Source organism: Marinobacter sp. BSs20148 (genome assembly GCF_000283275.1).
Taxonomy (GTDB): Bacteria; Pseudomonadota; Gammaproteobacteria; order Pseudomonadales; family Oleiphilaceae; genus Marinobacter; species Marinobacter psychrophilus.
The window spans coordinates 1,931,820-1,944,859 of record NC_018268.1 but is presented as its reverse complement, the minus strand read 5'-3'; the positions used below and the strand labels follow the sequence as shown (position 1 = coordinate 1,944,859).

General features: G+C 49.8%; 11 protein-coding genes. 9 read left to right on the top strand and 2 right to left on the bottom strand.

Annotated elements, in window-relative coordinates:
* Positions 1-763 precede the first annotated feature (763 nt).
* Entirely contained in the window at positions 764-1,687 is a 924-nt protein-coding gene (locus MRBBS_RS08800; protein ID WP_014871122.1) for a LysR family transcriptional regulator, read from the bottom strand.
* Between the two features lie 211 nt (positions 1,688-1,898).
* Here MRBBS_RS08800 and MRBBS_RS08795 point away from each other — a divergent pair, with 211 nt between their 5' ends.
* The 9 genes from MRBBS_RS08795 to yghU all read left to right on the top strand — a co-directional run bounded on the left by MRBBS_RS08795 (position 1,899) and on the right by yghU (position 11,427).
* A complete protein-coding gene (locus MRBBS_RS08795) occupies positions 1,899-2,831 on the top strand; it encodes a 3-hydroxyacyl-CoA dehydrogenase NAD-binding domain-containing protein (protein ID WP_014871121.1) in 933 nt (310 codons plus the stop codon).
* Positions 2,832-2,911: 80 nt separating this feature from the next.
* On the top strand, positions 2,912-3,883 hold the full coding sequence (locus MRBBS_RS08790; protein WP_014871120.1) for a TAXI family TRAP transporter solute-binding subunit: 972 nt from the start codon (positions 2,912-2,914) through the stop codon (positions 3,881-3,883).
* A 53-nt stretch (positions 3,884-3,936) separates the two neighbouring features.
* Positions 3,937-5,841: a TRAP transporter permease gene (locus MRBBS_RS08785; protein WP_014871119.1), complete on the top strand. Its 1,905-nt coding sequence runs from the start codon at positions 3,937-3,939 to the stop codon at positions 5,839-5,841.
* A gap of 74 nt (positions 5,842-5,915) precedes the next feature.
* Entirely contained in the window at positions 5,916-6,455 is a 540-nt protein-coding gene (locus MRBBS_RS08780; RefSeq protein ID WP_144012698.1) for a carboxymuconolactone decarboxylase family protein, read from the top strand.
* An 801-nt stretch (positions 6,456-7,256) separates the two neighbouring features.
* The gene (locus MRBBS_RS19650; protein WP_014871117.1) at positions 7,257-7,409 is read left to right on the top strand and encodes a hypothetical protein; all 153 of its coding nucleotides are present in this window, start codon (positions 7,257-7,259) and stop codon (positions 7,407-7,409) included.
* Positions 7,410-7,484: 75 nt separating this feature from the next.
* The gene (locus MRBBS_RS08775) at positions 7,485-8,036 is read left to right on the top strand and encodes a PEP-CTERM sorting domain-containing protein (RefSeq protein WP_227497607.1); all 552 of its coding nucleotides are present in this window, start codon (positions 7,485-7,487) and stop codon (positions 8,034-8,036) included.
* Positions 8,037-8,309: 273 nt separating this feature from the next.
* Positions 8,310-9,671, top strand: a complete 1,362-nt coding sequence (locus MRBBS_RS08770) for a VOC family protein (RefSeq protein WP_014871115.1) — start codon at positions 8,310-8,312, stop codon at positions 9,669-9,671.
* Between the two features lie 233 nt (positions 9,672-9,904).
* On the top strand, positions 9,905-10,459 hold the full coding sequence (locus MRBBS_RS08765) for a carboxymuconolactone decarboxylase family protein (protein ID WP_014871113.1): 555 nt from the start codon (positions 9,905-9,907) through the stop codon (positions 10,457-10,459).
* A gap of 95 nt (positions 10,460-10,554) precedes the next feature.
* The gene (yghU, locus tag MRBBS_RS08760) at positions 10,555-11,427 is read left to right on the top strand and encodes a glutathione-dependent disulfide-bond oxidoreductase (RefSeq protein ID WP_041635188.1); all 873 of its coding nucleotides are present in this window, start codon (positions 10,555-10,557) and stop codon (positions 11,425-11,427) included.
* A 776-nt stretch (positions 11,428-12,203) separates the two neighbouring features.
* Here yghU and MRBBS_RS08750 read toward each other — a convergent pair.
* Positions 12,204-12,818 (bottom strand): TetR/AcrR family transcriptional regulator, encoded by a 615-nt coding sequence (locus tag MRBBS_RS08750; RefSeq protein WP_041635186.1) that lies wholly within the window; start codon positions 12,816-12,818, stop codon positions 12,204-12,206.
* Positions 12,819-13,040 lie beyond the last annotated feature (222 nt).

Sequence of the window (13,040 nt, the reverse complement as noted above, 5' to 3'; positions counted from 1 at the left end):
TAACCCAACAGGGTTTTTTATACGCTCAAAAATGACCTGTTTTTTCGATACTTTTAATTTTTTTCTGACCAACCTATGCACTTTTCCTGCTGAGTCTTTTTTTTACGCTTCCCTCCATTCCGTTTGTAGCGGCTTGTGTTGCGGGTTCCGCCCTGGTGAGGATATCAAAATATTACGGGTTGACTAACAGATGTGAGCTGACAACTTGTTCCTTCTTCTTCATTGTCATGCACCATTTTCAGAGCTCCGCCGGTTCTTTGTTCATACTCCGCCCCCCGCGGCCCCGATTTTGTGCATTGAGAAACATGTACCCCTATAGGTCAGGTCTTCATCCACTTTCTTTACAACCGCTATCATCGCTTCGTGCCCGGAATCTGGAATCCTGTCACGTTGACGCTGGCAATACCTATAATAGCCATTGCGACTACCACCCAAGAGCCGATTCATCACGTCGACTGGCCAAGCCTTCTTGTGGTGGGTCATGAACGCATAATTTAACGCTGTTCCTTGGCAAAATGCCCGTGGTGAGTTCAACCAGTCAACGCAAATAGGAATGGCGGAGTCCTCAACATCTTTTGGACAGCGGCAGGTAAATACTGCATTTAGGACGCTGATTCAGATCTCTTCTTCACAGCTTCTGCGTCTTAACCAACGCACCCAGGCTCCGTGAACAACCCATGCTGAAGAGGTTCTTTTTAACTGTATTTTACGATGTTCTAACTGCGAAATAGTCTGTTCGAGCCATCGTTGTTAGAAGGCATTATCATCCGTCCACTCCCAGATTTTTCAACTCCTCAAATTGGGAAGCATGATATCTTATAATATCTAACATTGCGTTTGACGCGGCGGACTGTGCTGCTCTGGGTGGCTTAATTATCCCAAGCTGGCGGGGCACTGCTGGCTCAATGAGTGTTCGCCAGCCTAACCCTTCATTAGAAATTTGACGAAAGCTTAGTGACGGCAATGCGGCGACACCCAGTCCAGCAGCAACCATTCTACCGGCCGTTCCGATCTGACTCACTTCGCAAAAAAGATCCATCTCTAAATTGATGTCGTTCAGTACCCGCTCGATTGCCTGACGGGTACTGGATAATTGGTTGAGTTCAATAATTGGATACTTCAAAAGTTGCGCCCAACTTACCTCTGTGCACTCCATGAGAGGATGGAGTTCCGGACAGACTGCAACAAACCTATCCTCAAAGAGTGGCTCGAAATCGAAATATCCATTTTTGGCAGGCTGTACGGACAAACCAAAGTCGGCCCTTCCCTCTCTTACCAAGCCCTCAATTTCACTAGCTAAAACATCATTTACATTTATAGCAATATTGGGAAACTGCGCACGATACTCAGCCAGCACTTTGGGCAAAAAACCCGCTGCAAGCGTAGGTAAAGCCGCAATCGTAATTTTCCCTTGCTGTTTTTTGAACAGTCTCTCCAAATCCTCGAAAGCATCTTCCCAATCGAGCACCAACCTCTGGGCTTTGGGAAGAAAAGAGAGCCCTTCAGGTGTGAGCTGAGCCCCGCGAGGACTGCGGGTGAATACGGCTCCCCCAATGTGCAATTCCAGTTTTCGAATTGAGATACTGAGCGCCGGCTGTGAGAGCCGCAGCCGTTCAGATGCCTCGATAAAACTTCCGGTTGAGGCTATTGCCACAAAAGCTTTGAGTTGTCGTATTGAAATTGACATAAATAAAGTAAAACCATCCGTAAGTTTCTTTTATTGGACATATAGTGTCACCACTCTTTAGTATTCACAAATGCTCTTTTGCGACCACACCAGATTTTAAAATAATAAAGGTGAACAATGACAAGCAGCAGAACTGAAGAGTCTTGGATCGGCTCTAGCGTGAACTGGTTTAGCGTGCGGCCAAAGTCTGTAGGTTATAGCGGCTTTCAATATGAGTGATCGCTCTGTCTGGATACCTAAGCAAATCGCGATCATCGGCTGTGGCATGATTGGCGCTAGCTGGGCCGCCTACTTCCTATCTAAAGGCATCGAAGTAGTAGCGTTTGCGCCAGAGTCTGGAACTCCGGACACGTTCGCAGAACGAGTTCAGCTTGCCAAACAGTCGATCCCAGATGTCCCAGGAATAACAGTTGCACCCGCACGGCTTTTAATAAGTCGAAGCCAGGCCGACGCAGTAGCAAAAGCTGATTTGATTGTTGAGAACGCGCCCGAGAACGTCGAGCTAAAGTGCGAACTCATTAGCTGCCTCCAGTCCCAAGCATTGCCCACGGCGATTATCGCAAGCAGCACATCCTCTCTGAAACATTCGGATATCGCTTCCAAATCTGCTGATCCCACTCGCGTTGTCATTGCTCATCCGTTCAATCCGCCGCACCTGATCCCGCTAGTCGAGCTGTTTGGCATTGATCCGGAAGTTGTCGAGCGCCTACGAGCTTTTTATCAGGCTATTGGCAAACAGCCAGTTGTCATGAACAAGGAGATGATCGGACATGTGGCCAATCGCCTTACGGCAGCACTCTGGCGAGAGGCACTTTACATGCTGCAAGAGGGTGTGGCATCAGCGGCGGATATCGACACGGCTGTGACCGCCGGCCCAGGACTGCGCTGGGCCATTCAAGGGCCGTTTCTAACTTATCACTTAGGCGGCGGAGGGGGCGGGATTCGCCACTACCTTGAACATCTCGGGCCCAGTCAGCAAAAACGCTGGGCCAGTCTTGGCGAGCCACGGATGGATCAGACATTGACTGAGCAGATCGTCGCTGGTGTCGAGTTGGCAACAGATGGGCGGAGTTTGGAAGAGCTTGGCCGTTATCGCGACGAGTTGTTAGTTGCCATCGCGGCTTGCCTGAAGCAAGCCAAATAATCGATTACCTTCAGTCTCGGGAACCGTCCCACCAGAGGTTGAGTATCACCAAAAACTTAGGGACGTTTGAGGACAAGATCATGAAAGCATCAACAACTATAAGTAAGCTTTCTTTACGCGCTGCCATTGGTGTCGCTGCGTTCACCATTGCCATTGGTTCGGCACAAGCCCAGCCGAAGGAACTAAGTATTCTCAGCGGATCACCAGGCGGCACTTGGTATCCAGTAACCGCCGGCATTGCTGAAATATTCAGCAAAAGTGGCACCCGGACCAATGCCGAAGTGGGTGCGGGTTTAGCCAACATGGCGCGCATTAGCGCTGGCCAATCCGAACTAGCCGTCACCACGTCAACGGTGCCTCCTATCGCCCGAAATGGCGTTGCGCCCTTCAAGGAAAAAATTAACGACGTTCGTGGGTTGGCCGTTTTGTTTCCAAGCTACCAGCATGTCGGGGTAACCCGGGAGTCAGGCGCCAAATCCATAAAAGACCTGGCCGGAATGGAGGTGAATTGCATGGCAATTGGCAACTCGACCCATGCTGCCTTTGTTGACCGGCTGAAAGCAGCAGACATGACCGAAGACGATATTGAGTGCGCCCGCGGCAGCCACACGTTTGCGTCCAATGCGATCAAAGACGGCAATCTTGAAGGCTTCACCCTTTTATCAGGTTACCCGAACGGGACCTATACGGAACTTTTCCACGCTAAGGACATGCGGTTGCTGCCTATGAACGAGGCTGAAGCAAAAGCAATGCAGGATGGCAATCCGGGCTACGCCGCTACAGAAATACCAGCTGGCAGCTACCCGGGCCAGACTGAAGCTATTCCAACGGTGCGTTCAGATCTGATTATGATTGCTCATGAGGATATGTCCGACGATGACGCCTATTGGGTTGTAAAAACCATGCTTGAAAACCTTGATGACATACGGTCGGTGCACTCAGTGATGCGTCCTATTACGCCAGAATACATGGCGGCGATAACAGGTATCAAAATGCATCCCGGTGCGATCCGCGCTTTCGAGGAAGCTGGAGTTTTAACGGCAATTAAATAAGAGCCGACCAAATAAAAACAGGTTCCCAAGCAAACATAAAAAGGCAAGTTACCATGACCTTGGACAAGCTGACTGGCGGATTGCCACTGGCAAGACTGATCTCGATCGTGGCCATCGCCATGTCAGTTTATCACTTGGTGACGGCCTACTTCGGTACACCGATTGCCGAGGTACACCTGCCAGTGCACCTCGGATTTGCTTTGGTCATTATTTTCTGGGTTTATCGGTCAGCAGGGACAGGAGCCTGGCGTTATCTCCACGCGCTTCGTGACCTGACCCTGACTGCTATGGCGGTTGGAGGTTGCAGTTATCTCGCGTTCAATGCTGATGAAGTGCAACAACGCATGCTCTACTTTGACCCACTAACAACTGAACAGCTGGTTTACGGCTGTGTGTTAATTCTGGCCGTTCTGGAAGCGGCTCGCAGGGTGATCGGCTGGCCGCTTGTGTTCCTGGGCGCTGGCGCACTTGGCTATGCGCTCTTCGGCAACTTGTTACCTTCTCCATTTTGGCATCGTGGCTACTCACTTCAGGCTGTGATCGAGACAACCTATTTAACCCAAGACGGGCTATGGACATCGCCGTTACGGGTGACTGCGTCCTACGTGTTTCTCTTCGTGCTTTTTGGCGCTTTTCTGGTGGCGTCTGGCGCAGGCGTTTTCTTCACCGATCTGGCCCGAAGTCTGACAGGCAAGTTTACTGGCGGGGCGGCGAAAACAGCAGTGGTTTCCAGTGCCTTAATGGGATCGCTTTCTGGAAGCTCTGCGGGAAACGTTGTGGTAACGGGATCTTTCACCATCCCAGCCATGCGCAAGGCCGGCTTCCCCGGGCGATTCTCCGCTGGAGTGGAAGCCGTCGCTTCATCTGGGGGCCAGTTCATGCCTCCGGTTATGGGCTCCGCAGCTTTTATAATGGCGGAGTTTATTGGCATTCCCTATATTGAGATTGCTCAGGCAGCGATCATCCCTGCTATTTTATATTTTATTTCCGTTTTAGCCATGGTTCATTTTGAAGCTCGTCGACTGGGCTTAAAGCCAGAGGGTGGCAGTGAATCAGCTTTACGGGTAATCAAACAACGTGGCTATTTACTATTATCTGTCGTGGTTATGTTGGGCACCCTTTCATCGGGATATTCGCCGTCGTTGGCCGCTTTATATGCTCTAGGCACTCTCGTCGTAACCCAACTTTTATTTGAGCCTGCAATGCGATCAGAGTTCGTTGGCAATTGTCTCAAAGCCATGGACCAAGCCCCTCGTATCATTGGTCAGATCACCATAGCCAGTGCGATCGGCGGCATCATCGTTGGCGTCGTCACCCAGACCGGGCTAGGTCTCAGGATGAGCTCCATCGTGCTCGATTTTTCTCAGGGCTACCTACCGCTGTTACTGGTACTCACCATGCTCTGCGGTATCATCCTGGGCATGGGCATGCCAACCCCAGCCGCTTATATCATTCTTGCAGTCTTGTTGGCTCCCGGGTTGGTTGAGGTCGGCGTTCCGCTCCTGGCTGCACACCTTTTCGTTATGTATTGCGCCGGAATATCGGCGATAACGCCACCGGTCGCTCTAGCCTCTTATGCAGCGGCTGCTATTGCCAATGCAGATCCTTGGAACACTAGTCTCACAGCGCTTCGCCTCGGTCTGGCCAGTTTTATTATTCCTTACATGTTTGTGTTCGGGCCGGCGATTCTTGGTATAGGTGACACCTCGCAAATGATCTTCGATAGCCTTGCAGCTCTGGTCGGCGTGTTGGCACTGGCAGCGGCGCTTATTGGCTGGTTCCTCATCGTCTTGAACTCGCTGATACGACTGGTTCTTCTGTCAGGGGCCATTCTATTAATCATGCCGGGGCTGACCGGAGATATTACAGGTGCCATCCTGATTACCGGCGCAGTGGCCTATTGCTGGAATAAAGCGCGTCAAGCAGAAGCCCTGAATATTCAGCAAATACAAGGCTAATCCTCAGAGGGTTGTGCGCGATGCGCATGGCCCTTAACTTTTCAACAGCTGACATAAAGTATCGTGGCTAACACATGGAAAGCATTATGATTTCAAGAATAGAATTGCCAGAGGTGTCAGGATTAACGCCGGAGCAGAACGGGATCTATGAGTCGATTAAAAGCTCGCGAGGGAATTTAGACGGGCCCTTTTTAGCTTGGTTACACAGCCCAAAAATGGCTAGCTCCGCCGAACAGCTAGGCGCATTCTGTCGTTATGGGACACTTTTGTCTTTGCAAGAATCCGAGCTTTTGATCCTATGTGTCGCCGCGCACCATCATTGTGATGGCGAACAAAAGATACATGAGCCTATTGCGCTTCAGTCTGGTGTTTCAGACGCCAACATTGAATTAATCCGGAACCATAAGGCGCCTAGCTTTGATAATCATCGCATGACTCTGCTGAGTGGCCTTGCGACTGAACTCCTTCAAACTAATCGCATCAATGAGGCTTTGTTCGTCGAAGCGAAAAAAGTGCTGGGACATCAGACACTGGTTGAGGCGGTTGGGGTGATTGGCTACTACGCCTTAGTTGCGCACACCCTCAATGCTTTTGAAATGGGCATCGCTACCTGAATCATTCTTCTAGCATTGTTGGAAAAGCCAAAATGCTCTTTAATTTTTTATTCCACCCAGGTTTAGTCGGTGGTCATGCGAACATAATCGCGACTTACAAGACTCATTTAGCCTGATTGCGTAAACCGCTCAAGGTTGCCACCCATTCCACCTGAAGGCTGCCACCCATCGGAGCTGAGCGACGCGGAGATTTCTTTGTTACTCCTAAGTTGTGGTACCCGTCAACTTTGCTTGTCGTTTTCGCATGGATTCAGCCCTGAGATTGATCTGGTACTCGTTTTAAACCAGGCGATCCTAAATGGCATCTTCCAGTAGATCGTTCTGGTTCTTTGTACTCAGTTTCATAGGCATTGGTCTTGCGTGTGAAGTTGCCACTCATCGATGTCGAATTTCTTTACACCCTGCAAGCCTACCGCGACCAAAAAAATTCCAGCACGTAAGATGGCTTGAAAGAAGGCAAGTCCTTGTTAGTTGAATTTTTCTCTTGCTTATGAGTCTTTGCTATAAATTGCTAAAACCAAACCTTGGTCGAGCTGGCCTGCAAGACATTAAGAATGCATGCGCTGGGTACAGTATTTCGAATACACTTCATCGCGATTTGTCGATTTTTTTTACAACTTATTTAAACTCCAAACTTATACTCCATGCAAGACATTGTTTTACCGTACTTATTATATTTGGTCTGTTATTTGCATGTAATCATAATTGTTAAGCTCAGTCGGTCGTCGTGAAATAGATCGGGTATAGAACTTATAATTTTATACTCTAATTATAAAAATTTGAGTGTGAGGTTAAATTAACATGAATAAATTGAATTTGCTGTTGTTGTCATTGTCTTTAGGTATGGTTGCCACTACGGCAAGCGCTGGTATTGTTACCCTTTACGATCAGGACTTTGAAAATCCCAATGGATTCGTTAACGGCTTTGGTTCTGGATACGATGACCTTTCCTAGCAACAGGTAAATGATCTATATGGTGGTCAGCAAGGTCTAACATTTGCACAGGCTAATACGGTTGAAACGGCGTTTTTGACTGGAACAGAAGCTTTTAATACCGGATATAAAGACCCATCAGTTACTGGTGGCAATTACGCTATTGGAATGTTGTCCAGCGTTAACAATGATTTGCTCGGAATGTCTTTCGGTTTCAGTCTTGGTACAAATGACTTTTTCAACCTTGGCATTGACGTTTCGAGTTTGGGCCTCTCTGGAGGCTCTGGAGCTCCATTTTCAGATGGAAGCGCGCCTGAATTCAAGTTCACTCTTTACAGTGACAAGGGTCTAGATGGGCTTGGATCGGGGTCTATCTTGGGTCAGTATTTCCTTACCGGCACTGCCTCAGCCCTAAACACGCTTGATTGGACACGGGGTCTATTCTCGTTCGATGCGAGTGGTGATAACGATGGTAATGTCACGTTACAAATTGATCTGCTATCGGGTGGATATGCAGTTTTGGACAACATCTTGATTACCTCATCTGATACGCCTACTGTTTCTGTTCCTGAGCCTTCAACCATCGCGCTACTTGGACTGGGACTTCTTGGTTTGGGTTTTGCACGACGCAAAAAAGTACTTGGCTGAATTTGAACAAATTTAGTTAGTGTCTAAGCCATCTCAACTGAGATGGCTTTTTTATGACTGGAAAGCAGCATTGGGCTGTAAAAAGTCGATTTTCCTTGATGGTTCGAACTACCCTTCTCGTTTTGCCCTGTGTAGCGTTTTCTTCTGCGAGTCCTCTTTGCGAAGGTAAACTCGGCCCACTTGAGCGCGAGCTGACAAAGCAGGCAGGCTGTTAGCTTAACTAGCGCAGGTGTAATATCTCTATCTCAACAATAGGCAATAAAGAGCCACGAAATGATTCAAAAGACACTTGTTTCAACCGATGACGTTCGCGACCGTTTTTCAAAGGCTATGTCGGCGATGTATCAAGCAGAAGTACCTCAGTACGGCACCCTGCTTGAGCTCGTGGAATGCGTAAATCAAGAAACGCTTAACCAACAACCTGAGCTTTACCGCCGTTTGGAAGCGCAGGGTGAACTTGCACGCCTTAGCGTCGAACGCCACGGAGCAATTCGTGTGGGCACAGCGGCTGAGCTGTCTATGTTGCGACGCTTGTTTGCCGTTATGGGGATGTATCCTGTCGGTTATTACGATCTTTCTGAAGCGGGTGTACCGGTTCATTCAACCGCTTTTAGGCCCATCAACGATGATGCGCTATCCAAAAATCCGTTCCGTATTTTTACTTCTCTGCTGCGCTTGGAGTTAATTGCAAATGAAGTGCTTCGCCAGCGTACACAAGCCATTTTAGCAACGCGCGATATTTTTACATCCAAAGTACGGGAACTGATCGAGTGCTATGAGTCGCAGGGTGGCCTATCCAACGAGGAAACGGATCAATTTGTAAAAGAAGCCCTTGAAACATTCCGCTGGCATCAAAATGCCACTGTCGACTTAGATACCTATCACGCGTTATGCGACGAACACCGCTTGATTGCCGACGTCGTCTGCTTCCGTGGGCCGCACATCAATCACCTAACACCGCGCACATTAGATATCGATGAAGTTCAGCGCCGCATGCCTGATGTGGGTATGAATCCGAAAGCAGTCATCGAAGGGCCACCACGTCGTGAACGGCCTATTTTGCTTCGCCAAACCAGCTTTAAAGCGCTGGAGGAGTCGATCCGTTTTGCCGGTGAAGCGCAGGGTACCCACACCGCTCGCTTCGGTGAAGTTGAACAGCGAGGGGTGGCTCTCACGCCAAAAGGGCGCGCACTGTATGACCAGCTTCTCAATGACGGCCGAAAGCAAGCGGCAGGACTCGATAACGATGCGCACCAGGCGGTTATGAATGGCGTATTTGCGGCGTTTCCCGACAGCGATCAGGCGATGCGTCGTGAGGGGTTGGCCTACTTCCACTATTATCTGAGTGCCACTGGGCAAACCGCCAAGGACTGTACCGACGAAGATACGGAGGCCTTGATTGCGCAAGGGCTGATTGAAGTGCAGCCGATTACCTATGAAGACTTTTTGCCAGTGAGCGCGGCGGGTATTTTCCAGTCAAACCTTGGGGGCGCGCAAAGTGAGGCTTATGCAGGTAGCGCGAATCGTAATTCCTTTGAAGAGGCTCTTGGTGCTCAGGTAACCGATGAGCTATCTCTTTACGCCGAACGAGAAAGGGCCTCGAAAGCTAAGGTGATAGCAAGCTTACAAGGCTAAGAATTTGGTTGAAGATTTTTTGCTTTATAAATACTGCGATGGTGTTACGACCATGCAGCTTGAGCAATTGCTCAAATTAAACTTGAACGATCACTCAAATTCAGTTATAGTTATTCCCGTTAAACCTACTTGCAAAATTAACGCCTTATTTTGAGCGATCACTCAAATTTGACGGCAACGTTTTACTCGATGTGAGTCATATCACGTTTACCTTTACCGCAAGGAGTCATTCCATGACCAACTTTACTCTTCACGACAAAGAAAGCGCCCCACAAGCAAGCCAGAATTTGCTCGACAACTCCATCAAAGCTTTCGGTATGGTTCCAGGCCTTCACGCGGTTATGGCAGAAGCACCAGGCTTACTTGAAGGTTATCAGCGGCTTCACCAGCTCTTTCTGGATAGCAGTTTCGACGACGAAGAAACTACCGTGGTGTGGCAGACCATCAACGTCGAACATGCTTGCCATTACTGCGTGCCCGCGCATACCGGCATCGCCAAAAGTATGAATGTTGATGACGCCATCACTGAAGCTCTGCGTAACGAAACACCGTTACCGACAGACCGGCTGGAAACACTGCGCGACTTCACCCTCGCCGTTGTGCGCGGCCGCGGCAACGTGGATGACAGTGCCGTGGACGCATTTCTGGAAGCTGGTTTCACCAAGCGCCAGATTTTTGAGGTCGTTCTTGGCACCGCACAGAAGGTAATGAGCAACTACACAAATCACCTTGCCGACACGCCGATAGACAAGCCGTTCCAGAAGTTTGAGTGGCACAAAGCTGACTAACATGCACAGCAAGTCGGAGGCGGTTCTCATTGCCCGCCTTGACTTGTCGCTGCTGTATTGACCGCATTATCTATTTTTGAAAGAAGGCCAGGCTCATGTCGAACAGAAATCAATATGAACCACCACAGGTTTGGACTTGGGACGCCGAAAGCGGCGGAACATGGGCCAGTGTTAATCGCCCCATAGCCGGCGCTACGCATGAGGCGACGCTGCCGCGTGGAAAGCACCCGTTGCAGATTTATTCGATGGGAACACCCAACGGCCAGAAGGTCACCATTATGGCCGAAGAGCTGCTGGCCATCGGTGAAACCGGCGCCGAATACGATGCTCACCTGATTCAGATTGGCGAAGGCGGCCAGTTTTCATCCGGCTTTGTCGACGTAAATCCAAACTCGAAAATCCCGGCTCTATTTGATACGGGAAGTGGCAGTCGAGTTTTTGAAAGCGGTGCCATCCTTTTTTATCTGGCTGAGACGTTCGGACACTTTCTTCCAAAGGACACGGCTGCACGCACCGAAGTACTGAACTGGCTGTTCTGGCTACAAGGTTCAGCGCCTTATCTGGGCGGCGGATTCGGGCACTTTTACGCCTATGCTCCCGAGAAGTTTGAATACCCGATCAATCGCTTCACGATGGAAGTGAAACGCCAACTGGACGTGCTTGATCGGGAACTAGCCGAGCACCATTTTCTCGGCGGCAACGAGTATTCCATTGCCGACATAGCCACTTGGCCATGGTATGGCAACCTGGCGCTGGGAGAGGCCTACGGTGCGGGTGAATTCCTGCAGGTCGAAAGCTACAAGAACCTGCGCCGCTGGGCACAAGAGATCTTTGAGCGCCCCGCTGTCAAACGCGGCCGCAAAGTGAACCGGACTTGGGGTGAGCCTTCAGAGCAACTGCACGAGCGGCATGATGCCTCGGATTTTGATTTGAAAACCCAAGATAAACTGGCATCTTCAACAGTTTGAACTGCCCATTCAGCACATGCTCTGACACTGACACTGACACTGTCGATGTCGGAGGTGCGAACGTTCCAGCCGTGACCTTGGGGCACATCTGCGATCAGACCACTCAGTAAGTACCGAAGGCCCAAGCAGTGCTTGAGCTTTGTCTCCTGTTACAGCGTGATCAGTCCAAAATCCGCAGGCCTGGAATATCCAACGGCTGAGTTAACGCTGATCTGATCCATTAAAGCCCGCCCGCCAAAGGAGAATTGGCTGTTGTAATCAGTGGGATTTATCGGTTTCCTGTCGTAGATTCCTCCTGGCTCATACAATTGCAAGTAGAAACGAAGATTAACAATATCCCCAAAACTCCCATTGGATACGTCGAATCTACCGACACCGTTACTCACGCCGGCAGGCCCTCGATTCAGCTCCAGCGCCCGCATCATCGTGGAAGCCACTTGGTTGGCCTGATATTCGACATCTGCTACCGAGAACGCCTCTTTAAAAACCGTGCGCTCTTCAATTGTAAGAGCATCGCTGCCTTCCTAGAATTCCAATGCGCCGTTTGACACCGAAAACCCTAAGTCTATTTCCTGCAGATCGAGTGATAGAGACTCCACTGCCAAGTCATAAGCACGCTTGATCTCAGCTGACGCCCGTGGCGACACCAGTGGACAACGCCAGCAACATCTCATCCAACCTGGCATTGGTCGCTTCATAATTTTATTGCAACATCTTGTATATATTATTAATAACAAAGCCACTGGTATTCTGAAGGTTATCTTTCGCTCCAAATATTAGCGTTTATCTGTAACACCGTCATTACGCAGTGCTTCCAGGGACAGTGCCATATCCTCAGCAAGAGCATGAACGGCCGCACTGTCAACGTCACGATGGGCAAAAGCGCGTAACCCCATTACTTCTGCCTGCAAGCGCCGTCCAAGGCGAACGGGGTCGAGCCGGGCGTCCAGTTCCCCGATCTGCTGGGCCATATCGAAACGGTCAATAAAGCGTTCTTCCATACCTGCTAACAGACCTTCGGTTTTGCGCCAGGCTGCCTGCTCTCGCTCGCCCAGCTCCAACAGGCTTTTGACCAGCATGCAGGCTCGACTTGGTAATTCCCGATCGCGAAGGCCACCTAGCCCGCGCAAATAAGCGGCAAGCCCCGCTAATGGTGATGGGTAAGCGTGTAAGGTGCGTTCGAACTCGGCCAGCCCCAAGCGAGCATAGCGTTCCAGAGACTCCTGAAACAGCCCATCCTTGCTGCCAAAGGTGGCATAGATACTACCCGGCCGCATGTCGAGCGCTTTCTCCAGGTCCTTCAACGAGGTGGCATGAAAGCCCTTTTGCCAGAACAGCTGAAGAGCCCGTTCTAGAGAGTCTTGGCGGTTGTGAATCGTCGCACGAGCCATGGTTAATTCCAGATTTTTGAGGCAAACATAGGGCGCCAGTAAATATTTTGAGTAATCGCTCAACTCTATATTGAACAATCACTCAAGTACAGCTGCATCCCATTAAATTCGCAATAGCACGCAGCATCAGTTGTAGGCGTTTGCACAGTGGAAGTTTTTAAGCATTGTCGCTAAAAGTTAGTGTGCCACCGAATTTGAGACGGTCTCCGATGCAGCTGTAAA

Coding starts and splice junctions, on each gene's coding strand:
- MRBBS_RS08800 (WP_014871122.1), bottom strand. CDS start 1,687: ATGTCAATTTCAATACGACAACTCAAAGCTTTTGTGGCAATAGCCTCA.
- MRBBS_RS08795 (WP_014871121.1), top strand. CDS start 1,899: ATGAGTGATCGCTCTGTCTGGATACCTAAGCAAATCGCGATCATCGGC.
- MRBBS_RS08790 (WP_014871120.1), top strand. CDS start 2,912: ATGAAAGCATCAACAACTATAAGTAAGCTTTCTTTACGCGCTGCCATT.
- MRBBS_RS08785 (WP_014871119.1), top strand. CDS start 3,937: ATGACCTTGGACAAGCTGACTGGCGGATTGCCACTGGCAAGACTGATC.
- MRBBS_RS08780 (WP_144012698.1), top strand. CDS start 5,916: ATGGAAAGCATTATGATTTCAAGAATAGAATTGCCAGAGGTGTCAGGA.
- MRBBS_RS19650 (WP_014871117.1), top strand. CDS start 7,257: ATGAATAAATTGAATTTGCTGTTGTTGTCATTGTCTTTAGGTATGGTT.
- MRBBS_RS08770 (WP_014871115.1), top strand. CDS start 8,310: ATGATTCAAAAGACACTTGTTTCAACCGATGACGTTCGCGACCGTTTT.
- MRBBS_RS08765 (WP_014871113.1), top strand. CDS start 9,905: ATGACCAACTTTACTCTTCACGACAAAGAAAGCGCCCCACAAGCAAGC.
- yghU (WP_041635188.1), top strand. CDS start 10,555: ATGTCGAACAGAAATCAATATGAACCACCACAGGTTTGGACTTGGGAC.
- MRBBS_RS08750 (WP_041635186.1), bottom strand. CDS start 12,818: ATGGCTCGTGCGACGATTCACAACCGCCAAGACTCTCTAGAACGGGCT.